Here is a 23,215-nt window from a genome sequence, read left to right as displayed (position 1 = left end):
AATTTTATAAAAACCTTACTATAAGTGCTACGCAAGATAAATTCTTACGTCATTCGGATCCAAGTTATGTGGAAAAAGCTTCTCTAATCTTGTCACTCATCAGATACCAGGCATCCTCTGCCATCTCGAGATCTCCAAAATGCGTAAATCCGTGAGCGGCTCCCTCGTATTCCTTAAGTGTCACCTTCACACCGCTAACTTCAAGCCTTGCTGCATAAGTTCTTGCTTCTTGAGCAAGCGAATCTTTTTCCGCGGTAATGATCAAAGCCTCCGGGAGGTCCTGTAATGATTTTGCGAGCACAGGTGAAGCTAACGGATCGTGCGCATCTTCAGGTGTCTCAAGGTACATGGCGTTGAATGTTCTGGCGATATCGGCTGGAATGGCTTCTTCAAAACTCGGTTTCTCGGCCGGATCTGTTGCCACATCCAACACGGCATAATCGATAACTTGCAGAATAATTGGCAGCTCGCTACCGTGTTGTTGATTCAACAAGCACACTGCTGCAGCAAGATTACCACCAGCACTATGCCCTCCAATGGCGAATAAAGACGGATTAACCGAGAAGGATTCGGGATTGGTGTGAATCCACTTTACAACGTCGTAACATTCGTGGACCGCTGTTGGGAACTTGTTCTCTGGCGCAAGACTGTAATCGATATTGATAACGAGACAATCAGCACGATCAGCGATCAGGCGACACCATGGGTCATCTCCCTCCGCTTGTCCCAAGATGAAACCACCCCCATGCATATTAAAGAAGACCGGCAGCGGAGCAGGATGATCCCTATCCGGTTTATACACGAGTACACGCGTCTCGCCTTTGGTCGTAGGAATCATGACTTCTTCCACTGTGACAGCATACGTGGAGCTGGGTTGAAGAGCTGCACTTGTATCGACGACATTTTGACGCATACGTTGTACCATTGCCAATTGTTGTTGGTGATCCATAGATATCACTCCTTATTTGCATTATCAATGATTCCTACAACCGGAGATTTGAATCATTCATTCCCCAATGAATTCAAGACAATGATGTGATTTCCCTGCTGCACTGTCGTTGTCAGCACATCTTCCGCGCTGTAGCAGCATGTTCATGTGAGTGGTTATAGATCACGACTCTATGAATTCACAATAAAAGCCACCTTAAGGTGGCTTTTTGTCGTTCATCTTTATTTCTCATTTCTTCGAAACTGATCTATAATCGTAAACTTGCTACGTATTTGTTTATTGGCACGCTGCTATCCCTTGTTCCAGAATGCCCATCGCCATAATCGTTTCGTCATCTTTGATGACCTTATCCTTGCCATGTACAATGGCTTGATAGATATCATCATACACCCGGGCGTAGTCGCCTATCTCTGAAACCACTTTTTCTTCATGGTAAGTTCCTTCATCATCCAGATAGGTCAAGACGCCATAGTGCTGAGGGAGATCCACTCCAAAATCAGCATGTCCCTTGGGTAGATAGAACAATTTTAGATGTTCCTCCTGCCGGTCCTCCGTTTGTTTCACGAACACACCTCTCTTGCCATATACCACAAAGCTTGGACGGGGCTTCAAGCGGAAAAAGCTTGATTTTACAGACACTTTGAGTGAGTCATAATAGAAGTCCAAATCAAAATAATCGTTCATTCTGCCTTCACCAAGCAATTGACGCACATCGGAACGGATGGTATCCGGTTTGCCGAAATAGGACAACACCTGGTCGATGGTATGCACTCCATGTCCATATAGATAGCTATTATATTTGGAAAAATGAGAAGTGTTGTTCGGGATTTCCGGACGGTAATAATCGTAGTGCATTTCTACTTCCAGCAGATCCCCCAGCTTCCCTGATTCAATCACTTTCTTCATTGTCAGGAAGTCCGAATCATACCGTCTGTTCTGATAACATTGGATCACCAGATTTTTCTCTTTGGCGTATTGGAAGATGGATATGGCCTCCTCCTGTGTTAGCATGAATGGTTTCTCCACAAGCACATGTTTGCCGTGATCAAGTGCCATTTTTGCATAGGAATAATGAGACTCTGTATGTGTACATACCACCACTAATTGAATCTCCTCATCATTCATCAACGTAGAGACATCATCCGTGTAGTTTACATCAGGAATATGATCCCACTCGTTTTTATCCAAATTGCGTGCGTATATGGTCTTTACGTTCAATTGATCCCGATTTAATGAAAATGGAAGATGGTATCGATTCGTGCTTTTGCCATTGCCAATGTATCCGATGGTTAACATATTGATTCCCCCCAAGGCTCTTTTTCATTTATTATAAAAGAAGACAGCCTAACGTAAAGGGTTTGCCGCCATAACGGTACAAACGACCATTTTTATCTATCCATAACGCTCTGTCTGTAAACAAAATGTTTAATAAACGCCCGTATTCGACGTTATTTAACTTACTTGGAGTGAACCTATTTGAAATTACTGGCTCAATTAGCAGAGATGCATAACTTTACACCGAATGAAAAAAGCATAGCTTCCTACATATTGACGCATAAAGACCATATTCTTCACTTCAATCTGCAAGAACTTGCGAAAGTCACTTATACGTCTCATTCGGCAGTTAACCGACTCATTCACAAACTTGAACTCACTGGCTTCAAAGAATTCATGATCCGACTTGCCCGGGAATTTGAGCAGGACTCTGCCCGGAACATATCCAATGTGGATCCTAATTATCCGTTCAGTCTGGGTGAGTCTTCGCTACAGGTGGCAAAAGAAATTGCTGAATTAATGAAGGAAACCATCGAGAAGAATGTGGCCTATATGGACGATGACTTGTTGTCTCACACAGCCCAATTGCTGGATCGGGCAGAACGGATCTTCATCTATGCCTTGGGCGATTCTCAGATCCGGGCAAAAAGTTTTCAAAATAAACTGTTCAAAATCAACAAATATGTAGTCATTGCAACAGAGCTGTCTGAATGGGCACATCATACTGTCAATCTGACGACATGGGATTGCGCCATTTTCCTTACCTATCATGGAAAATCTCAGAGTTACGTTACAGCTGCACATCATTTTAAACGCGAGCATATTCCTTTTATCACCATCACGGCTACCAGTCACAGCGAACTGGCGAATCTCAGCACGATCTGTATCCGAGTTCCCAATGATGAAGTGAAGCTTGCCAAGATCGGATCATTTTCTTCACAGATTGCTTTTGACTACGTGTTAAACGTCATCTACTCCTGTATCTATAAAATCAATTACGCAACGAATAGACAGACATCAGCCGAAACCTATAAGAAACTCCAGGTCAGTGATCTGATGAGTGACGAATAGCATAAGTAAATTTGTGTTAAATGAATTCCCTCATGATTCGGCCAGAGATTCCCGAACCCTTTTCGGAAGGGATTGGATAACCATATCATAAGAGTGATCAATCATGACGTAGACATCCTCATCTGACAATGAACCATCCAGCGTGATGGTATTCCAATGTTTTTTGTTCATATGATATCCCGGTTGAACCGCTTCATGTTGTTCTCTCAGGTTCTCTGCAATATTCGGGTCACATTTTAAGTTCAAGCGACAGTGCTTTTCTTTGTTTTCAAAAATAAGGGCGAACATCTTACCCGCGACCTTAATCGCGACTGGATCAGGTCCAAATGGATAATCCTTGATCGCACCTTTCTTCTTCAAACTGTATTCAATCATCGTATCCTTCAAGTCGGTACCTCCCTTTCACATTGGACGATATAATGATACCGAATGTAAGTTCGTATGTAAATAAGCTCATTACACATCATAAAACCTTCTCCATATTCTGGAGAAGGTTTTATCTGGATTTATCCAGTTTTTAATTGGCTCTATCATTTCTTGTTTTGCTACTGCGATTGAATGAGCCCTGATTTGGTTTACTGCTACTGCTGTTTGATCTACTGCTACCTGGTCTACTGCCATTGGATCTACCTTCATTTGAACGGCTGCTATTGGTTTTGCCACTCTTGGCAAACCACTCGGATTTGGGCTTGCGTGCCGGGTTCGCCTTGGACTTCGCCGGTTTGCCTGCAGCCGATTTGTTGAACGCATGTTTACTGCCTGATGCTTTGCTGGTTTTCTCAAACACAGGTACACCTGTCATCGGATATGGATGACCTTTTACTTCAGGAATTGTCTTTTTGATTACCTTCTCAATATCCTTCAGGAATGGAAGTTCATCCTTCTCACAGAACGAGATGGCCATCCCGCTTTTGCCCGCACGACCTGTACGTCCAATACGGTGAACGTACGTTTCCGGAATGTTAGGCAGGTTAAAGTTAATAACATGCGACAGTTCCTCCACGTCAATTCCTCTGGCTGCGATGTCCGTCGCTACCAGTACTCTCGTAGCCCCACTCTTGAAATTGTTCAGTGCCCGTTGTCGTTCGTTCTGAGACTTGTTACCATGAATGGCCTGTGCTGTAACATTCACTTTGGCCAAATCACGTGTAACCCGGTCAGCGCCGCGCTTTGTGCGTGTGAACACCAATGCCGTGACGATGGATTTATCCTCCAAAATTTGGTTCAGCATAAGTTGCTTCTTGCCATTCTCCAACAAATATATAGACTGCTCGATACGGTCTACGGTTGAAGATACCGGTGTAATTTCTACTTTGACTGGATCAACCAGCAAGGTTTTAACCATTTTGGTGATCTCAGGAGGCATGGTCGCTGAGAAGAACAGCGTCTGTTTTTTGTTCGGCATCTTGGCAATGATTCGTTTCACATCATGAATGAAGCCCATATCCAACATCCGGTCTGCTTCATCCAGAACAAGAATCTCAACCATCTTCAGATCAATACGCTTTTGGTTAATCAGATCGTTCAATCGGCCAGGTGTTGCGATAATAATATCTGCACCTTGATTAAGCGCGCGTTCCTGCACTTTTTGCGAAACACCACCAACGATAGCCGTACAACGGATATCCGTATAGCGGCTATAAATCTTGATATTATCCGCGATCTGAATAGCCAGTTCTCTTGTTGGTGTCAAAATCAATGAGCGAATATGCCGCGCGGACTTGGGTCCTTTGGATTTGGATCTCTCGCTTAATAATTGAATAATCGGCACTGAGAATGCTGCCGTCTTGCCTGTACCTGTCTGTGCACATCCCAGCAGATCTCTGCCCGCTAATACAGCTGGAATAGCCTGTTCCTGGATAGGCGTAGGATTAGTATAGTTTGCTTTGTTCAACCCTTCCATAATAGAGGGGATAATATTTAAGTCGTTAAATGTCATGTTGTCTCCTTCATTTACGCACATCTATCAATAAGACGTATCTTTTATTTCACACGTAACGTATAAGGATAACATTAAAAACGTAATTTGTACATTAACTTTTTACTTTCACTTGTTCAACTGACCAATTTAAGACCGACTGCCGATCCAAGCACCATGGCGATAAACAGCATTCTTAGTGCATTTCGGGGTTCCCCGTAAAACACCATGCCCAGAATGGCACCGCCGGAGGCTCCGATTCCCGTCCATACCGCATATGCTGTCCCCATCGGAAGAGTCTTCATCGCAAGGGACAGGAACATAAAACTTAACCCAAACCCGGCAATCAATAGAACCAGTGAAATGAGATTACGGTCTTTGTGCAACTTATTTATCATCAGCACGCCGATCACCTCAAATACCCCTGCCAAGATAAGAAATACCCAGTTCATTATAGCTGCACCTCCTTATTCTTTTCTTTACTAAGCATTTTAAGGCCAATTACGCCGAGTAAAAGTATACCAATGAGTATCATTTTTCCGGCTTGAACAGTTGCATCGAACAAAATAATCTCTGCAAATACAGTACCAGCCGTACCGAGGCCAACGTATACTGCATACACCGTTCCCACGGGCAGTGTACGCGAAGCTGCAATCATCAAGGAGAAACTGATCAGAATGGCAACCAGTGTAAGGCTCCACTCCAGCAAACCGCTGGCATGTTTCAATCCAATGACCCACCCCACTTCAAACAATGCAGCAACCACAACCGACATCCAGGTTTTATTCATACCTGTAACACCCCTTCTCTAATTCATTTTTGGCATACATTATGGCTACATTAGCGGAAAAATAAAAAAAGCCCGGGAAACAAACTGCATATCGCAGTTCATCTCCCAGGCTTTTATCCCTCCGTGGCACAACCAACAAGTTGCGGGTTTTCTCTCGGACCAGACCGACAAATGATGCGTCGCGGAACCCTAGAAAACCTGAATTTATTCTAATGTGTCTCCAATTATACACACTTCTGTTATTTTGGCAACCCCATGAAAAGGTCCATGCCATCATTTGATAATGACGCCCATTAAGCCTACAAATGTTGCAGCCTGATGTGGTGAGATCACACAACCATTGAGGTCTTCCATGGTTAGTATTAAGGAGTCAAATTGGCAATCGCTAAGATCCAAACCCTTCATGCTGGTCCCCGTCAAGAAAGCTTGGTCGATATTACATTGATTGAATTCCATTTTTTGCAGTGCCAGATAGGCAAAGTCCGCACCAATCAAGCTACATTCCGAGAATGAGACCTGTTTCAGATGAGCAAAGCGGAAATTACTGTAGTCACCTAGACCATCAAGGAAACTCACATTTTGCAATCGACTATTCGAAAAATCAGTTCCGACAAACTTGCAGTTATGCCATTCGATCCGGTGCATGAATGCACTGGAGAGATTGACATTAGAGAAGTCGCAGTGTTCGAACCTGACATCGGTGAATTCAAATTGTTCCAAGGCAGACTCCGAGATCGTCACATGTCTAAATACAACATTTTCAAAAGAAACCTTGCTTGCTTCCTGGTGATCCAATGTAATATTCTCGATCAGTTTGTGTTTGTACTCAACTTTGGATTCGAGAAAACCAACCGTTTCCGGTTCGAGCAATTGCTCCTGAAGCTTGGGTTTGTCCACCTTCATACCGCATTCCCCGATTTCTTAATAGCCACGACTCGCACACGGCTTCTGTCCAGATACCATTGTCCATTCCGCATCAGTTGTGGCTGTACTTTTTTCTCAACAGCGTCCATAATAACACCCTGTTCCTCAGGTGTGATACCGTTGAATAAATACGCCGCAAAGCTGGTCAACCACTTTCTAACCCCTGGCTTATACGGGGTAAATTGGTCAACGTGCTGGGCCAGACTCACTCGAAATCCGTGTTGCTCCAGCAGATTAGCATATTCGCCAATGGTCGGGTGATACCACGGGTTCCGACCTTCCCATCCGTATCCACGGGCATCCAGTTCTTCCTGCACCGCCGTAAGCAATATAGCTGTGTTGCCATTTCCAGCAAACTCAGCCACGAATCGTCCGCCCGTTTTGAGAGCTAGCTGTATGGATTCAACTACAGCTGGAGCATCTTTTATCCAATGCAGAACAGCATGAGAGAAGACAGCATCAAACGGTTCTTCTGTCCGATAATGACAAGCATTTGCGACTTGAATATCTATATCCGGGTATTTCTGTTTAGCATGCCTGATCGTCTCTTCTGAAAAATCTATACCTGTTGGCAGGGCTCCTGCGTCCGCAATTTTGGCTGTAATCTCCCCATTGCCACAACCCACATCAAGGATTCGTTCTCCATGGGACGGCTGGAGCAAGACCAAGATAGGTGTTTCCTGTAACGTTGCAAAAGGAGCAGAATGACCACTCCACAATTCGTTCGTTTGACCGGATGAATGTCCGTTATTCATAGAATGTAATTTCCCCTCCTCAATTAAGGATCTAATGTATCTATAATAACTTTGATATAAGAGAACTGTCAATTCAATTCTTAATGTTTTGATAACCACATCTCACGAAAGGCATACGAAAAAGGACAACCATTCGCGGTTGTCCTTATTTAGCATTAACACTTGCAAAATTATACCAATACTTCGAGTCGTTGTTCAATCCGAATCTCTTCGTGCAGTAATCTGGTGATATCATGAGTCAGTGCATCCACATTCTCCTGCCGGGTTGCCCAACTGGTACAGAATCGCACTGCGCTGTGAGTATCGTCAACCTTTTCCCAGAAAGAGAAGGTATAACCTGTGCGTAATTTCTCAAGCAATCGATCAGGCAGAATCGGAAATTGCTGATTAGTTGGTGAATCGTACAGGAACCGTACTCCCTGCTGTTCGAGTGAATCATGAATTCTCAAGGCCATGTCTACGGCATGGCGGGAAATATCGAGATATAGACCATCTTCGAACAACGTTTCGAATTGAATCCCCAGCAATCTGCCCTTGGCAAGCAGACCACCTTTTTGTTTGATCATATAACGAAAATCCGGTTTCAGCGCATCATTCAGGATAACAACCGCTTCTCCCATCAATGCTCCAATCTTGGTTCCTCCGATATAAAACACATCGCACAAACGCGCAAGATCCGCAAGTGTCATGTCACAATCTCTGGAGGCAAGTGCATATCCAAGACGTGCTCCATCCACGAAAAATGGAAGACCACACGCGCTGCTGACTGTGTGTAAAGCTTGTAATTCTGCCTTGCTGTACATCGTGCCGTTCTCCGTTGGCTGAGATATGTAGACCATACCTGGCTGCACACAATGTTCCGGTGACGATTCGTTCATATGTGCATCATAAACTGCCCTAACCTGTTCAGGCCTGATCTTTCCGTCCTCGCTCGGAACTGTGAGCACCTTATGGCCCGTGGCTTCAATAGCTCCTGTCTCATGAACTGCAATGTGTCCGGAAGTCGCTGCAATCACACCTTGATAGGGTCGCAAAATAGAGGCTATCACCGTTGTATTTGTCTGTGTACCGCCAACCAAGAAATGAACATCAGCTTGCTCATTGTCACAAGCCTGACGAATAAGCATTCTTGCCCGTTCGCAGTGCTCATCCGTCCCGTACCCGCTCGTCTGTTCCATATTGGTTTCCAGCAGTCTTTGTAGAATGCGTTCATGCGCACCTTCGTTATAGTCACATTCAAATCGTATCATCGTGTTGTCTCTCCTGCCTTCTTGTTCAACTTCTGTTGTATGTTCATCATGGAGGTATATACCTCTTGAATCTCTTCTTCATTGAGGTCTTGCATTAATTTCAGGATCTGTTGATCGGATCGATCATTCAATTGGGCATACAGCTCTTCACCCTTGGCTGTCAGGCGAATGAGACTGACCCGGCTATCAGCTGCAGAATTCACTTTCACCAGCAAACCTTCCTTGGACAGCTTGTTCACGATCCGACTCATGTAACTGCGATCGATGGTCAGTGTATCCACCAGATTGTTCGCAATGCTCTCTCCCCGAATTCCAATCTCAATAATGACCCGTACTTCTGCAAAGGAATACCCTGTTCCGAGAATATGCTTGTCGAGTACACCAAGTATGTTCGTATAAAAACGGTTAAAACGTCGCATGTCAGCCAGTATATCTGGATTTATGTACTGAGAGTCGATGTCAAACCCTCCTTTTTAGTGGACATTGTCAACATTATAATAATCAGGTTAGTGGACGATGTCAACATTATCTTTTCCCTAGCATTTGATAACCTCATTTTTAACATCCAAACAGAAAAAAGCCACGCATATGCGCGGCTTTCTGGGGATAACAGCGATCGGAAGGTTGTTCTGTCATCGGAGTATCAAGTGTAAACATTCTATAGTTTAATTTATATGGATTATGAGTGACTATATTGCACCTGATGAAGACGGCTGTATATGCCTCCAGCAGCGACCAATTCCTCATGGTTCCCCTGCTCAGCGATGCCATCTTTGTTTACGACAATGATGCGATCTGCATTCTTGATGGTCGTCAATCGGTGCGCAATCACAAGTGTCGTTCTGCCCACCGACAATTCCGCGAGTGATTGCTGAATCAGTGCTTCCGTTTCCGTATCCAGCGCAGAGGTTGCCTCATCCAGAATAAGAATGGGTGGATTTTTTAAGAACATGCGAGCAATAGATAACCTTTGCTTCTGACCTCCTGATAACTTGACTCCGCGCTCGCCAATGACCGTATCCATACCGTCTGGCAACGTGAGAATCAATTCCTCCAATGAAGCACGGCGAGCAGCATCCCAGATCTGTTCGTCTGTTGCACGCAGGTCACCATAAGCAATATTCTCCTTAATTGTACCCGAGAACAGAAATACATCCTGTTGTACAATCCCGATATGCTTACGCAACGATTGAAGTTTAACATCCCGAATGTCCATACCATCTACGGTGATGCGTCCCTCTTCGACCTCATAGAATCTGGGCAGCAAGCTGCAGATGGTCGTCTTGCCTGCACCTGACGGTCCAACAAAAGCAACCGTTTCCCCTGGTCGAACAGACAGGCTGATATCATTCAGAATGCGCCGACCGGATTCATAACCGAACGAGACGTTCTCAAAGCGAATATCTCCTTTCACACTTTTGATTTCAGCGGCATTTTTACCATCAGCAATTTCAGGTTCTGTATCAATGATCTCCAGATAACGCTTGAAACCAGCAATGCCCTTCGGATAACTTTCGATAACGGCATTGATCTTCTCAATCGGGCGGAAGAAGATATTAGACAAGAGCAGGAAGGCCATAAAGTCACCCATATTGATTCTGCCATCGATATAAAACCAGGCTCCACTGATCATGACAAATACCGTAACCAGTCGCATCATCATATAACTGACTGAGATACTTTTCGCCATCGTTTTGTAAGCAAGCAGTTTGGTTTTACGGAAATTCTCATTGTCTACCGCAAAAAGCTCTTTCTCGTGTTCCTCGTTAGCGAACGATTGCACAACACGCATGCCACCGACGTTATCTTCAATGCGCGCATTGAAATTGCCGACGTCTCCGAAGAGTCGCCGATAGGTCTTGGTCATCCGGCCACCAAACACGATAATGACCCAAGCCATGATTGGAATAATAATAAATGTAAGCAGTGCAAGCTCCAGATTAATGTTAGCCATCAGCCAGAACGATCCGATTAATGTCATGACTGCGATGAATACATCCTCAGGTCCATGGTGAGCAACCTCACCAATGTCGTTGAGATCATTCGTTAGATGACCGATCAGATGGCCCGTTTTACGATTATCGAAGAACCGGAAAGACAGCTTCTGCAAGTGAGCGAACATCTTCTCACGCATATTCGTCTCAATGTTGATACCCAGCATATGTCCCCAGTATGTAACTACATAGTTCAACACCGTATTAAGTGCATAGATGGATAACAGTACAATACAGGCAAGCAAAATAAGAGGCCAATCCTGACCTGGCAGCAACTCATTAATGAATTTACTGACGGCAAGGGGGAAAGCCAGCTCCAGCAGACCTGCGAGTACAGCACATCCAAAATCGATTAAAAACAGTTTTTTATAAGGACGATAATACGAAAAAAAACGACGAATCATACTTATTCACTCTCACTCTCCAGATCCTTATTGGGACTTGCATCTTCATGTTGCAGTTCGAATAGATGGATATACTCGTCAATGACCTGATCAATGGCTTTCAACTCCCCACTGATCATCGGGCGAATATGTTCATACTCCTCCTGACCAAGTTGTCTGGCGAGCGTTGCTCTTCGATTCTGCATCTGTTCCAGAAATACTAGAATTCGCCCACGACGAAATGTTTGCGCACCATGGCCCCGTTTTCCCTGATGCTCACCATGTCCTCTGCCACGTCTGGAACGCTCTGATCGTTGCTCACTGTCTCTCACATCACGTTTCGGACGTTCTGCTTGACCTACACTTCCATCGGATTCTTCAATATGACGATCTCTCATCCTGCCACCTCCATTGAGTGTATACGTTTGTATACAACATATTCATGCATACGATTGTATACGCGATAAAAAGTGGTGTCAACCTTAATTTTCCAATAGAGTAAAGAAGCATGTATGATCACCAAATCTGTAAAAGAAAAAAGCCGCGATTTCGCGGCTTCTTTTGTTGACACACTCTACTCTATTTCACTCATAAACTTCCTATATTCTTGAACCATTTCTTTGGAGCGGGTGTGATGCAAATAATGTTCTCCCTCGAAAGTCATTACTTTTCCATGCAATGAATCTTTGACTTGCTCTTCATGCAAGGGTATCCATCCTTCCGTTTCCGTATCATTCGCTTGTAAGAAGAAAATCAACGGAAGATCTTTGGGGAAAGACAGGTTCTCAGTTGCTTTGAAATTAGGGCCAAAGTTTTCGCCTTCATTCAGGTTATTCAGATTAAACGTATTTTTGAGTGAAAGTATTCTAATTTGCTCTCTGGTTTCATCATCAACATCAGGTGCAATCAGTTGATCAGGGGCCAGTTTCATTAACAATCGGTAGAATCCTGATTTTTTAAGCAGTTTGTACGTTTCAGTTGGGAATGGATCATCGTTACCTCCCTGCGTTGGGACACTGCTCTCAATGCCGACAAAGGAAGTTACTTCGTTTGGATATTTGTTCACATAATCAAGTCCGTATATCCCTGAAATGGAGTGAGCCATGAGCGTGTAACGTTGAATACCAAGTTGCTGTAACGCTTCATGAATTTCACTAACCATATTTTCCGTAGTACGCTCTTTTTCAGTAATGTCACTTAATCCATAACCGAAAGGTTCAATGGCAACGATTTTGTAAAATGGAGATAGCTCATCAATGAGTGGTTTGAAATCAAGGGCTGGAGCGGGTGTTCCATACCCGGGAAGCAATACCACCGTTTCTTTGCCTTTTCCTTGAATCAACACATTCATGTTTTTACCGTCAACCGCTACATACTGGCCATAAGGTTTTATTTTCCCTTCCTCCGATTTGTTACTAACGACATTAACAATAAAGACAGTCGCAATAAATAATGCTAAAGCGATAACGATCGCAATGAATATTTTGAGCAAAATGATTAATATTTTTTTATCATGATGGTTCTCTCCTGTTGAGTTCGTTTACTTTTTTAATGAAATTTGAAATTGGGAACCAGCCTCACCTGCAAATACAATACGGCCGTTTTCGGGTAAAACAACAACATTCTTACCGCTGACTACGCTGTGATTAATACAAATTCCGTTCTGATCATAGATAGCAAAGGCTCCATTTGCAGGTAACTTCACTGTCATGACTTTTCCTTTCGCAGTACCGGGTACCGAAAACCATTTGGCATATCCATCTGCTTGAATCGTTGTTGCGGATTGTTTACCGGAATAGATTGGTTTTACCAATTCCTCACTGATGAATACATAACCTGAAAATGTAAGATACTCTCCATCGTTCTTTTTGAAGAAATGAATGTCCATCGGTTCTCGTCCGGCAGTGCCCGGAATCTGCAATTGATTGGCTGCTTCGCCTGCTCCAATAATCTTATTATTGGACATATACCCTGGATTCTCTTTATTCATATAAATAGGCACGATCGATGTAGCATTAAGATAAAACATTGATGTGTATTTCGCATTCACCAGATAATATTTTTTACCATCACGCTTTGCCCATGCAGCGTTAATCTCCTTGGGTAATGTATTAGCTTTGAGCTTCTCCGCATTATATTCTGAGAGAGCCACCTGTCCGAGTCCTGGAACGGAGATATAAGATCGAGACCACAGGTAGGTATTCCCATTTTTCTCCACAACGAATTTCAACTTTTCTGTACCATCATTACTCACAAAAGTACCATCTGATGTATAGGTGTATTCTTGAACCGGATTACTTGGAGACGTGAGAGAGGAGACCGTCATTTGTCCAGCCTTATTTATTTTGATCTTCGTAACTGAATTATTGCCACCATAATTCCCTGCAAACTTGGAGATTTCTTTAGGCATATCAGCCTTCACAGGTACACCAAATGATTTTTCCGGTTTCCGTTCTTTAATCATGCCCTTTTCTTCAAGTGCGCTAAGTAATAACTCACTCGCAATGAATTGATTGTTTATGCTTGCTCCGCCTGAAGAGATCACGGCTGCAGCCATGTTGTATTCCGGAAGTACGACGAGTGAAGAATGATAAGATAACGTATCTCCACCTTTCGTAACGGCCTTGATGCCGTAGTCACTGAATGGGAACAAGTCCACACTATCCCACCCTAATCCGTAAGACATAGAAGAATCACTATCCTCTGGCCACATGCCTCTTCTGTATTCTTTTTGCTCCATGGCTTCTACCGACTTGTTGGAAAGAATCCCTTTGACCTCTCCTGTGAAGATTTGCGAAAATTTCACCAGATCCTTAGCGGTGGAATATATGCCTCCCGAAGCAATGATATTATAATTCTCGCGTGGAAGCTGCCCCTTATACACAGGAGAGTAGATCCCCGCCATTTCTCCCGTATTAACTATATCCTGTGGTGTTTTGGTATGATTCATTTTCAGAGGCTCTGTAAAATATTTGTGTATAAATGCCGTAAAGCTCATACCAGTGAGTCTCTCAACCAGAATTTCAGCTAATGTAAATCCATCGTTAGAGTACACCGAATACGCTCCTGGCTCTGCCATCAGATTCTGGGTCGCCAATTGATCCAAAAAGGTATCATGTGCATAGGTATCATTGTCCCCATACAATATAGCACTACCGCTAGAGGTTCCGAGAAGTCCGGCCGAATGATTCAGCAACATACGGGGTGTAATCTGTTTGTATCGTTTATCTTTCATTGTAAAATCAGGCATATAGTTCACAACAGGCTCATCCAAATCGATCTTGCCTTCATCCACCAGCTTCATCACTGAAGCTGTAAGAAACATTTTACTGGTTGACCCTATGCCATAGATCGTGTTCGTAGTAAGAGGTACCTTGTCGTTTATATCGTTCTTCCCCGTTTGACCGGACACCGTAATCTCTCCACCATCAATGAGCGCATATTGCAGACTCGTCGTACCGTACGTTTCAGTCAGTAATTTGGCTTTTTCGATTACGGTTTTCTTTGTTGTCTCGTACGTAAGGTTAATGCTGTTATTCATGGTAGCCGGTGCGGCCATTGCAGATAGCGGGGCTAACATGGTTAACACTAGTGTTAAAGCTGCAATTGAAGTTCGTTTTTTGAATGTTCTCTTGACCACGTTCGATTTCTCTTGTTGTATCATCTGCATCTTCTCCTGTCATTATCTCTTTATTAGAGTATCGTTCTTGGTGCTAAAACAAGCTTAACCAATACAAATGTACTCTTCGTGACGTCTATATGAACCGTATATGAACAGGCAAGTTTATTTTTGTGTACATGATGATTCACGATTCTTCCTGTTTTCTCCATAAAAATATCCCCTTTATGAGATATTCAAAGGGGATAAAAAAAATTTGTTTATTTCAATGAAATTTCAAATGCGGAACCAACGTCACCTGCAAATACAATGCGTCCGTTTCCCGGTAAAACGATCTCATTTTCCCCGCTAACTACGGTGTAATTGATACATACTCCCGTTTGATCATATACGGCAAACGCACCGTTCGAAGGCATATTCACCGTCATGATCTTGCCTTTGGCAGTCGCTGGTACAGAAAACCATTTGGCATAACCGTCTGCTTGGATCTTTGTTACAGATTGATTGCCCGAATAGAGTGGTTTTACAATTTCTTCGTTCGCATATATTTTACCTACTATTGTAAGATACTCTACTCCGCTCTTCTTGGAGAAATCGAATTCCAACGAATCACGACCGGCCATTCCAGGAATCTGCAGTTCGTTCACTACTTTGTTTTCTCCCACAATCTTGTTATTCACCACGTACCCTGGAGCCTCTTTAAAGGTTTGCATAGTAAGGGCAGGTGTAGCATTGAAGTAGGACGTTGATGTATATTTCTCATTCATCATGTAATATCTTTTACCTTCCCGCTTTTCCCAGGCAGCACTAATATCCTTGGATAATTCATTGGCTTCAAGTCTCTCTGCATTATATTGTGAGAAGGCTAACTGTCCGAGTCCTGGTACGGTCAGATAGGATTGGGACCATAAGTAAACGTTATCGTTCTTCTGCACGACGAATTTCAACTTTTCTGTACCTTCATCGTTGACGAAAAAACCATCAGCCGTATATGCGTATTTTTCAGCAGGACTATTTGGAGCTGTCGGAGTAGATATAGACATTTGTCCAGTCGTATTTAATTCAATTTTCATTATTGAATTATTACCACCATAAATGCCTGCATACTGGGATATTTCCTTCGGCATATCTGCCTTTTCAGGTACACCAAATGATTTTTCAGGTTTCCGTTCGTTAATCATGCCTTTTTCCTCTAGTGCGCTGTGTAATAGTTCGCTCGCAATCAATTGATCCGTTGAGCTTGAACCACCTGAAGAGGTGACAGCGGCCGCCATGTTATATTCCGGAAGCACAACCAATGAGGAGTGATACGAAATGGTGTCCCCACCTTTTGTTACTGCCTGAATGCCATACTCGCTAAATGGGTACAAGTTCACACTATCCCAACCTAACCCGTAAGAAATGGACGAATCGCCATCCTCTGGCCACATGCCTCGTTTATATTCTTCTTGTTCCATGGCTTCAACAGCGTTTTTGGAAAGAATGCCATCGACTTGTCCCGTAAAAATTTGCGAGAATTTCGCCAGATCCTCAGCCGTGGAGTAAATACCTCCTGACGCAATAATATTATAATTCTCTTGTGGTAATTGTCTCTCATATTGAGGGGAATAGATTCCTGCCATTTTTGTTGCATCCATTTGGTCCTGAGGCGTTTTGGTATGATGCATGTCCAGAGGCTCAGTAAAGTATTTGTGTATAAATGTTGTAAAGCTCAAACCACTAACGTTCTCGACCAGTATCTCAGCTAAGGTAAAGCTATCATTACTATAGACCGAGTAGGCTCCTGGATCAGCCTTTAGAGTCTGTATCGCCAATTGATCCAGAAATGTATCATGGGCGTACGTATCATTATCTCCATACAATGTTGCGTTGTGATTGGACACACCTCGAAGCCCAGAGGAATGATTCAGCAGCATGCGGGGTGTAATTTGCTTGTACCGGTTATCTTTCATTGTAAAATCAGCGATATAGTTCACAACTGGAACGTCCAGATCGATCTTGCCATCATCAACAAGCTTCATAACAGAAGCTGTAAGAAACATTTTACTGGTTGAACCGATGCCGTAGATTGTATCTGAAGTAAGAGGAACCTTGTAGTTAATATCGTTTTTGCCGGTTTGACCGGACACCACAATCTCTCCAGCATCGATTAATGCATATTGCAGACTGGTTGTACCGTACGTCTCGGTAAGGATCTTCGCTTTCTCCGCTACTATTTTCTTGGTTGGTTCATAGGTCAGATCACTGTTGTTACTCGTAGCTGGTGCGGCCATAACTGATATTGGAGCCAACATCGTTAATATCAGAGTCAAGGCAGTAATCGAGGTACGTTTCCCCTTTTGTTGTCCCATTCACATCATCTCCTAAGTTTAAATGTTTGGCTGATTAGAGTTCTTCCGGATCTATAAATTTCACCTCTGGATAGTTGTCGTTCGGTCCCTGAATCAGGTTTCCGCCCGTTCCTTTCAATTGCTTGTTAAAGAAATCGAGTACATATTGGTTTACGATACTTGATCCTCTTGTACCACTTATATCTCCTGTGATTCCGGTCAGTTTAATCAACGGTGAATAGAACTGAAGATCTGAGAAATTAAAGTGTTGCGTGCCTGTTACATAAATCGCACTTCCACCATCATCGATAACTTCTTTGATAATGTTCAGCTCATCTGTAAGGAATTGAGTTACTTCTTCGTCCGAGTTGACATCATTTTTAAATTGGACCAGCCAGTCTTCAAAAGCTCCTGATCTCATAAACATAAACGGCTTGTTTATATCCTCTCTATTTTTCACCTCATACAGTGACCCGTCCATATTAACTCCAGCCTTAATACGATCATCCAAATACGTTGCATTAAACGCGGTTGCCCCGCCAAATGAATGTCCCATCACACCTATGTTATTTAGATCGATCTGCCCTTTGAATTGACTCTCCATTGCACCTGAAGACAGCTTTTCAATCTGATTGATTACAAACTTCACATCTTCTGTCCAGATCGCCCCAACTTTTGCACGATCATCCAGTGTAACCGATTTGGTTTTATAGTCTGTTACACGGCCATCGGGGAAAATCGTAGCAAAGGTGCTGTACGTATGGTCAATTGTGAACACGATGAACCCATGACTGGCCAGATTCTCGGCCTGTGATGCGTGCAGAATGCTACTGGTTCCCATACCATGTGATAGCAGCACCACGGGATAAGAACTTGCAGAAGGTAATATTTCAACATTTTCATACGAGTTGGTTCGGCTATACTTCCAGTAATTGAACACAAAATCAGGCAGATTTAGAGAATTGGAGTAGGTCTGAATATACGTTTTGAACATTGCTTTATATTTTGGAAAAAGAGCTAGCCTCTTATTGTTATTGCTGTTTTCAGTAGGGTACCAGACTTGGACCATTAACTCCCTCTTATCGCTTTGATCTTCAGTTAAGACTTCATCTCTGTTCTGATCTGTAAAATGAAATATTTGAGTCCCCACCTTCTCTGGACCATCCGGCTTCGGTAAATCAAAGACAGGTAAGTACACAGACAACAGGGTAGAAGCAACAAGCAAAATGACGATCAGGGAAGATAAACTATACTTCAACAGCTTCCCTATTTTTGGATGGATCATCTTATCGGAATGTCTAGATAAAGCAATGAATATGAATAACGCCGTGATGATATATACCACAAGTAACTGCCATCGGTATCCCTCAACCAATAATTGAACTACAAGTATAACGCCACTTCCTATATCCACACCCAAGCCTGTTTTCTTTGCACTTCTTTTCATAAAAAGTAAGTCTGCGAGTAAAGCAAAACAGGACAGAACTAAAAGTATCTCAAATAATCTCAATTAAATTCCTCTCTCTCATCACGGCAAAGTCCGGATTGATCATGTTGTAGAAACCGCCCCACAGGGCGGTTTTTCATATTAGTTCATAAAAGCTCTAACGTCTTCAGCAATTTTGTTGAATTGAGTGTGATGTAAATAATGTGAACCATCCATTGTAACTACTTTCCCATGTACCGAATCTTTGATCTGTCCTTCATGCAATGGGATCCATCCTTCTACCCCTTCATTATTTGCTTGTACAAAGAGAAGAAGTGGAAGATCATTAGGGAAACTCAAACCTTGAGCACCTTTGAAATTGGAATAAATATGATCCATCTCGTTTAATGACGTGGAATTATACATGTTTTTATTCGAGATCATTTTCATCTGCTCAACCGTCTGTTCATCGAATGCAAGTCCTTCATAGGGGTCTGCACTCACTTTCATCATTAACCTTAAAAGACCTGTATTTCTGAGGAAAGCAAACGTTTTTAATGGGAACTTCGCATCGGTAATGCTTGGTTGGGTAGAAACGCTGCTATCAATACCGACAAATGCAGTTACCTCATCCGGATATTTGTTCACATAATCAATGCCGTAAATGCCTGCAATGGAGTGACCCATGAGCATGTACTGATGAATATCAAGTTGTTGCAGAGCTTCATGAACTTCACTTACGATGTTCTCTGTGGTTCTTTCTTTTTCAGTTTCATCACTTAATCCATAACCGAATGGCTCAACAGCAACCACTCGGTAATATGGTGATAATTCATCTATAAGCAACTTGAAATCAAGCGCTGGTGTTGCTGTTCCATAACCAGGCAGAAGCACAATCGTTTCCTTGCCTTCACCTTGAATGAGCACATTCATATTTTTCCCGTCTACAGATACATGCTGACCGTAGGGCTCAATCTTTTTGGCCTCAGAATTGCTACTGATCACATTGGTCATATAAACAATACCTAGAAACAGAACAATAGCGATACCGATTGCACCCAAAACTTTAAGTATGATATTTCGTATCCTCTTGACCCTGGTTCTATTCCTGGCTTTCTTTCCCTCTGATTGTGTCACGCTGATCTTCTCCTGTCTTGAACTGAAATATGAACAAATAAGGAAATGTTATGCCGTTACGGGCACGGAGCTTGTACAAAATGGAGTTATTGAATCCCTCCCATAAACCCCCTGAATTTTTCGGCGATTTCTTTGGCATGGGAACGGTATATATAATGGTTTGCTTCCAGCAGCACCATTTCACCACGCACAGAGTGCTCTATTAACTTCTCGTGTTCGGGAACCCAATTGTCCACTGCCGGATGATTCTTCTGAACAAAGAAAAGAACCGGGAGATCGACTGGGAAGGTTAACTGTTCAGCTGCTTTAAAATTGGAATACATGCTTACAATTTCGTTTAATTGAGTTGAGTTAAACATGTTCTTCTGTATCAAAATGTTCAATTGATCTTTGGTTTGTTCATCATACGGTAGCCCCGCATATGGATCATCACTCATTTTCAATTGCAAACGCGGGAAACCCAAGTTGCGGTACCATTTAATGGGTACGATTTCTGATGCTTCAACCTTCTTTTCACTAATCGTCGGAACACTGGTGTCCAGCCCAACGTATGCACTTACTTCATCTGCATATTTGTTCACATAATCCAGACTATAGATCCCCGAGATGGAATGACCCATCAAGATATAACGATCAATATGCAGACTCTGTAACGCTTCATGAATTTCACTGACGATATTTGCTGTACTGCGCTCCTTTTCGGTCTGATCACTTAATCCATAACCAAACGGTTCAACCACGACGACTTTATAATGGGGAGATAATTCCGAAATGAGTGGCTTAAAATCAAGTGCAGGTGATGCTGTTCCAAAACCCGGCAGAAGTACAATCGTTTCCTCGCCTTCGCCTTGAATGAACACATTCATATTTTTCCCATCTACGGATACATGTTGTCCATACGGCTCCATTCTTTTTTGCTCCGAATAACTACTGATTTTGTTAACGGTGTATACGATAGCTACAAAAAGCAAGATCGCTATAAGGATTGCGGCAAGCACTTTAAACAAAATGCTTAACACTCTTTTTGTTTTACTTTTACTCGTTTTGTCTGCTTGTTGATTCACATTCATCTGCTCCTATCCTCATCTGTATATTGGCCTAACAGGTTGCTAATGCAAGCCTAACCAACAAAGATGTACTCCCCGTGACCGTAATATGAACTGAATATGAACAAGCAAAAAAAAATACCATGTGTAACATACAAGGAAACTTGCATGTTACACATGGTATGAAAATCCGGTATTCAATCATCCGATGAAAATTTAATTCTTTGGCCTATCCTGCGACCCTAATTATCCGTTGGTGGATGGATTGGCAACGTAATGATAAAGGTCGTGCCTTGACCAGGTTCGCTTTCCACTCGGATGTCACCCTGATGAAGGGACACGATCTGTTTAACGATAGCAAGTCCCATGCCACTCCCGTCATATTTACGACTGTGGGAACGATCCGCTTTGAAAAAACGCTCGAATATGCGCTTCTGATCTTTAATGGGAATACCAATGCCCGTGTCAGATATTCGGACACTCACATGGTTGATATCCTCTTCGATACGGACTTTAATCATACCGCCATCCTTGGAGAACTTGATGCTATTTCCGATGATGTTGGTCCATACCTGATTTAACTGGTCGTGGTCAGCCGTAACCTTCACGTTCTCCAAATCAAGCTCAAAATGAATGTTACGCCCAGACCATTGCGGCTGAAGTGCCACAATGACCCGCCGGATCTGTTCATCAAGGCTTAAGGTGTTAAGCCGAAGTTGCTGTGACTGCGATTCAAGCAAACTCAGCTTGAGCAGGCTGTCGCTCATCTTTGACATTCTTTTCGCTTCAGAGATGATAATATCCAGGTAACGGTTTCGCTCTTGTTCGGAGAGGTTTACTTGCTTCAGTGCCGAAGCATAACCGGATATCGAGGTGAGTGGTGACTGAACCTCGTGCGAAACATTCGTAACGAATTCCCTGCGCATCTGCTCCAACTGCTTCAGATCATGCATCATTTCTTCAAAGCTGCGAGCTAATGTACCAATCTCCGTCGTTTGCTTAATGTTCAGCTTGACGTTGAAATCTCCAGCTGCAATCCGTTTAGTTGCTTTGGTCAATTTCTTGATCGGTCTTACCAGATATACAGAAGCAACCAGAATCAGCAAGCTTCCTGCAATCAACGAACAGCTTGCAAAGATTAAGCCCCATCTAATCACAAAAGAGGTCGAAGGCGGTGCGAGTGTTTCCAAAAATATCGCTTTTGTACCTATCTCCGTTTTCAACGGTAACCCCAAGAACCCTGTAGCAATCCCACTCGTTGTTTCTTGAACAACGCCCCCATTTAACACTTTCTTTAACTGCTCACTCGTTACAGCAGAAGACTTATGTCCGTTAAGCTTTCCATAAGTCTTGAACTCACCGGAAGCTTCGAAGATTCGAATATGATAGGAGCTGAGCTGCTTCATTCCACTAACGTATAAGTCTGCTTCACTCACTGGGAGGATCTTATAAATCTGCACAACGTCTTGGCCGAAGTTACGTAAGTTAATTTGAGCGTTTTCGTTCAATTTCTCTTCGAATATCCAGGTAGACACAAAAAATGAAATGACCGTCCCAGCGATGACAGACCCGAGAAAGGTCAGGACCACACGAATATATATGGATCGGATCATTCATGAACCTCAAGTCGATATCCTAGCCCACGTACCGTTTCAATCCGAAAATCAGGTGTCGTAGCGAATCGTTCACGCAGACGCTTAATATGTACGTCTATCGTTCGATCATCCCCGGCGTAATCAATACCCCATATTTGATCGATCAACTGCTCACGTGTATAGACTTGGCCTGGTGTTCCAGCAAGCTTATACAGCAATTCGAACTCCTTAAGCGGTAATGTAAGCGACTCCGTGCCTCTCATCACCTTATACGTCTGACGGTCCAGAATAACGTTGCCAAACTGGATTGTATGTGTAGAGCCAATTTTGTATCGTTTCAACAATGCTCGGACACGAGCGGTCAGTTCCAATGGATCAAACGGTTTGGTCAAATAATCGTCCGTACCCAATTCGAATCCTTTCACCTTCTCCCACGTCTCACCTCTCGCCGTCAGCATGAGTAACGGGAGATCGGGATTGGCTCTACGGAGTTCCTTGCACAGTGCCCAGCCATCCATGACAGGCATCATAATATCAAGCACAACCAGATCCACTGGAGTTTCGCCATACACGGTAAGAGCTTCCTTACCGTCCGCAGCTTCCACTGTTGTGAATCCATCATTTTTGAGAAAGAGACAGACGAGTTCACGGATGTTTGGGTCGTCGTCTGCTACGAGTATAGTAGCCATAGTTTTTTTCCTCTCCGATACGTTTGAATATTTAGTTCAAGTTAGTAAGTAGTAATACATCCTG

21 protein-coding genes and 1 riboswitch are annotated in these 23,215 nt (G+C 43.1%); of the genes, 1 reads left to right on the top strand and 20 read right to left on the bottom strand.

What is annotated here, in order from left to right:
- Positions 1-64 precede the first annotated feature (64 nt).
- A complete protein-coding gene (locus tag ACTHPG_RS09050) occupies positions 65-949 on the bottom strand; it encodes an alpha/beta hydrolase (RefSeq protein WP_440388807.1) in 885 nt (294 codons plus the stop codon).
- Positions 950-1,225: 276 nt separating this feature from the next.
- Positions 1,226-2,245, bottom strand: coding sequence for a Gfo/Idh/MocA family oxidoreductase (locus ACTHPG_RS09045; protein ID WP_440388805.1), 1,020 nt, complete (start codon positions 2,243-2,245; stop codon positions 1,226-1,228).
- 180 nt (positions 2,246-2,425) lie between these two features.
- Between ACTHPG_RS09045 and ACTHPG_RS09040 the strand changes: the two genes are divergently transcribed.
- A complete protein-coding gene (locus ACTHPG_RS09040) occupies positions 2,426-3,295 on the top strand; it encodes a MurR/RpiR family transcriptional regulator (protein WP_440388804.1) in 870 nt (289 codons plus the stop codon).
- 30 nt (positions 3,296-3,325) lie between these two features.
- On the opposite strand, the gene ACTHPG_RS09035 is transcribed toward ACTHPG_RS09040, so the two are convergent.
- The 18 genes from ACTHPG_RS09035 to ACTHPG_RS08950 all read right to left on the bottom strand — a co-directional run bounded on the left by ACTHPG_RS09035 (position 3,326) and on the right by ACTHPG_RS08950 (position 23,151).
- Positions 3,326-3,682, bottom strand: a complete 357-nt coding sequence (locus ACTHPG_RS09035; RefSeq protein WP_440388802.1) for an MmcQ/YjbR family DNA-binding protein — start codon at positions 3,680-3,682, stop codon at positions 3,326-3,328.
- A gap of 130 nt (positions 3,683-3,812) precedes the next feature.
- Positions 3,813-5,234 carry a DEAD/DEAH box helicase gene (locus ACTHPG_RS09030; RefSeq protein WP_440388800.1) on the bottom strand — a complete coding sequence of 474 codons (1,422 nt, stop codon included), beginning with the start codon at positions 5,232-5,234 and terminating at the stop codon, positions 3,813-3,815.
- A 116-nt stretch (positions 5,235-5,350) separates the two neighbouring features.
- On the bottom strand, positions 5,351-5,665 hold the full coding sequence (locus ACTHPG_RS09025) for a DMT family transporter (RefSeq protein ID WP_440388798.1): 315 nt from the start codon (positions 5,663-5,665) through the stop codon (positions 5,351-5,353).
- Complete coding sequence (locus ACTHPG_RS09020; protein ID WP_440388797.1) at positions 5,665-6,003, bottom strand: DMT family transporter; 339 nt, start codon at positions 6,001-6,003, stop codon at positions 5,665-5,667. Before ACTHPG_RS09020 ends, ACTHPG_RS09025 begins: the two co-directional genes overlap by 1 nt.
- A gap of 100 nt (positions 6,004-6,103) precedes the next feature.
- Positions 6,104-6,207: riboswitch (guanidine-I (ykkC/yxkD leader) on the bottom strand.
- Between the two features lie 69 nt (positions 6,208-6,276).
- Positions 6,277-6,906 carry a pentapeptide repeat-containing protein gene (locus tag ACTHPG_RS09015; RefSeq protein WP_440388796.1) on the bottom strand — a complete coding sequence of 210 codons (630 nt, stop codon included), beginning with the start codon at positions 6,904-6,906 and terminating at the stop codon, positions 6,277-6,279.
- On the bottom strand, positions 6,903-7,682 hold the full coding sequence (locus ACTHPG_RS09010) for a class I SAM-dependent methyltransferase (protein WP_440388795.1): 780 nt from the start codon (positions 7,680-7,682) through the stop codon (positions 6,903-6,905). The genes ACTHPG_RS09015 and ACTHPG_RS09010 overlap by 4 nt, the downstream gene beginning before the upstream one ends.
- Positions 7,683-7,852: 170 nt before the next feature.
- Positions 7,853-8,932: a threonine aldolase family protein gene (locus tag ACTHPG_RS09005; protein ID WP_440388794.1), complete on the bottom strand. Its 1,080-nt coding sequence runs from the start codon at positions 8,930-8,932 to the stop codon at positions 7,853-7,855.
- On the bottom strand, positions 8,929-9,351 hold the full coding sequence (locus ACTHPG_RS09000) for a MarR family winged helix-turn-helix transcriptional regulator (RefSeq protein ID WP_440388792.1): 423 nt from the start codon (positions 9,349-9,351) through the stop codon (positions 8,929-8,931). The genes ACTHPG_RS09005 and ACTHPG_RS09000 overlap by 4 nt, the downstream gene beginning before the upstream one ends.
- 260 nt (positions 9,352-9,611) lie before the next feature.
- A complete protein-coding gene (locus tag ACTHPG_RS08995) occupies positions 9,612-11,330 on the bottom strand; it encodes an ABC transporter ATP-binding protein (protein ID WP_440388791.1) in 1,719 nt (572 codons plus the stop codon).
- Between the two features lie 2 nt (positions 11,331-11,332).
- Complete coding sequence (locus ACTHPG_RS08990) at positions 11,333-11,707, bottom strand: hypothetical protein (RefSeq protein ID WP_440388790.1); 375 nt, start codon at positions 11,705-11,707, stop codon at positions 11,333-11,335.
- 176 nt (positions 11,708-11,883) lie between these two features.
- The gene (locus ACTHPG_RS08985) at positions 11,884-12,813 is read right to left on the bottom strand and encodes an alpha/beta fold hydrolase (RefSeq protein ID WP_440390196.1); all 930 of its coding nucleotides are present in this window, start codon (positions 12,811-12,813) and stop codon (positions 11,884-11,886) included.
- A gap of 36 nt (positions 12,814-12,849) precedes the next feature.
- Positions 12,850-14,973, bottom strand: a complete 2,124-nt coding sequence (locus tag ACTHPG_RS08980) for a serine hydrolase domain-containing protein (protein WP_440388788.1) — start codon at positions 14,971-14,973, stop codon at positions 12,850-12,852.
- A gap of 215 nt (positions 14,974-15,188) precedes the next feature.
- The gene (locus ACTHPG_RS08975) at positions 15,189-17,279 is read right to left on the bottom strand and encodes a serine hydrolase domain-containing protein (protein ID WP_440388787.1); all 2,091 of its coding nucleotides are present in this window, start codon (positions 17,277-17,279) and stop codon (positions 15,189-15,191) included.
- Positions 17,280-17,313: 34 nt separating this feature from the next.
- Entirely contained in the window at positions 17,314-18,705 is a 1,392-nt protein-coding gene (locus ACTHPG_RS08970) for an alpha/beta hydrolase family protein (RefSeq protein ID WP_440388786.1), read from the bottom strand.
- A gap of 141 nt (positions 18,706-18,846) precedes the next feature.
- Positions 18,847-19,821 carry an alpha/beta fold hydrolase gene (locus ACTHPG_RS08965; protein WP_440388785.1) on the bottom strand — a complete coding sequence of 325 codons (975 nt, stop codon included), beginning with the start codon at positions 19,819-19,821 and terminating at the stop codon, positions 18,847-18,849.
- 86 nt (positions 19,822-19,907) lie between these two features.
- Entirely contained in the window at positions 19,908-20,891 is a 984-nt protein-coding gene (locus ACTHPG_RS08960; protein ID WP_440388783.1) for an alpha/beta fold hydrolase, read from the bottom strand.
- Between the two features lie 218 nt (positions 20,892-21,109).
- Positions 21,110-22,480 carry a sensor histidine kinase gene (locus tag ACTHPG_RS08955; RefSeq protein WP_440388782.1) on the bottom strand — a complete coding sequence of 457 codons (1,371 nt, stop codon included), beginning with the start codon at positions 22,478-22,480 and terminating at the stop codon, positions 21,110-21,112.
- Positions 22,477-23,151: a response regulator transcription factor gene (locus ACTHPG_RS08950; protein WP_124114570.1), complete on the bottom strand. Its 675-nt coding sequence runs from the start codon at positions 23,149-23,151 to the stop codon at positions 22,477-22,479. Before ACTHPG_RS08950 ends, ACTHPG_RS08955 begins: the two co-directional genes overlap by 4 nt.
- Positions 23,152-23,215: the final 64 nt, after the last annotated feature.

The sequence above is a fragment of the Paenibacillus sp. SAF-068 genome (genome assembly GCF_051967555.1).
Taxonomy (GTDB): domain Bacteria; phylum Bacillota; class Bacilli; order Paenibacillales; family Paenibacillaceae; genus Paenibacillus.
This window is presented reverse-complemented; position numbering and strand designations above follow the sequence as displayed.

What these genes read in the sequence shown, in the direction of transcription:
- ACTHPG_RS09050 (WP_440388807.1), bottom strand. Translation starts at nt 949, where the DNA reads ATGGATCACCAACAACAATTGGCAATGGTACAACGTATGCGTCAAAAT.
- ACTHPG_RS09045 (WP_440388805.1), bottom strand. Translation starts at nt 2,245, where the DNA reads ATGTTAACCATCGGATACATTGGCAATGGCAAAAGCACGAATCGATAC.
- ACTHPG_RS09030 (WP_440388800.1), bottom strand. Translation starts at nt 5,234, where the DNA reads ATGACATTTAACGACTTAAATATTATCCCCTCTATTATGGAAGGGTTG.
- ACTHPG_RS09025 (WP_440388798.1), bottom strand. Translation starts at nt 5,665, where the DNA reads ATGAACTGGGTATTTCTTATCTTGGCAGGGGTATTTGAGGTGATCGGC.
- ACTHPG_RS09020 (WP_440388797.1), bottom strand. Translation starts at nt 6,003, where the DNA reads ATGAATAAAACCTGGATGTCGGTTGTGGTTGCTGCATTGTTTGAAGTG.
- ACTHPG_RS09015 (WP_440388796.1), bottom strand. Translation starts at nt 6,906, where the DNA reads ATGAAGGTGGACAAACCCAAGCTTCAGGAGCAATTGCTCGAACCGGAA.
- ACTHPG_RS09010 (WP_440388795.1), bottom strand. Translation starts at nt 7,682, where the DNA reads ATGAATAACGGACATTCATCCGGTCAAACGAACGAATTGTGGAGTGGT.
- ACTHPG_RS09005 (WP_440388794.1), bottom strand. Translation starts at nt 8,932, where the DNA reads ATGATACGATTTGAATGTGACTATAACGAAGGTGCGCATGAACGCATT.
- ACTHPG_RS09000 (WP_440388792.1), bottom strand. Translation starts at nt 9,351, where the DNA reads ATGCGACGTTTTAACCGTTTTTATACGAACATACTTGGTGTACTCGAC.
- ACTHPG_RS08995 (WP_440388791.1), bottom strand. Translation starts at nt 11,330, where the DNA reads ATGATTCGTCGTTTTTTTTCGTATTATCGTCCTTATAAAAAACTGTTT.
- ACTHPG_RS08990 (WP_440388790.1), bottom strand. Translation starts at nt 11,707, where the DNA reads ATGAGAGATCGTCATATTGAAGAATCCGATGGAAGTGTAGGTCAAGCA.
- ACTHPG_RS08980 (WP_440388788.1), bottom strand. Translation starts at nt 14,973, where the DNA reads ATGATACAACAAGAGAAATCGAACGTGGTCAAGAGAACATTCAAAAAA.
- ACTHPG_RS08975 (WP_440388787.1), bottom strand. Translation starts at nt 17,279, where the DNA reads ATGGGACAACAAAAGGGGAAACGTACCTCGATTACTGCCTTGACTCTG.
- ACTHPG_RS08970 (WP_440388786.1), bottom strand. Translation starts at nt 18,705, where the DNA reads ATGAAAAGAAGTGCAAAGAAAACAGGCTTGGGTGTGGATATAGGAAGT.
- ACTHPG_RS08960 (WP_440388783.1), bottom strand. Translation starts at nt 20,891, where the DNA reads ATGAATGTGAATCAACAAGCAGACAAAACGAGTAAAAGTAAAACAAAA.
- ACTHPG_RS08955 (WP_440388782.1), bottom strand. Translation starts at nt 22,480, where the DNA reads ATGATCCGATCCATATATATTCGTGTGGTCCTGACCTTTCTCGGGTCT.
- ACTHPG_RS08950 (WP_124114570.1), bottom strand. Translation starts at nt 23,151, where the DNA reads ATGGCTACTATACTCGTAGCAGACGACGACCCAAACATCCGTGAACTC.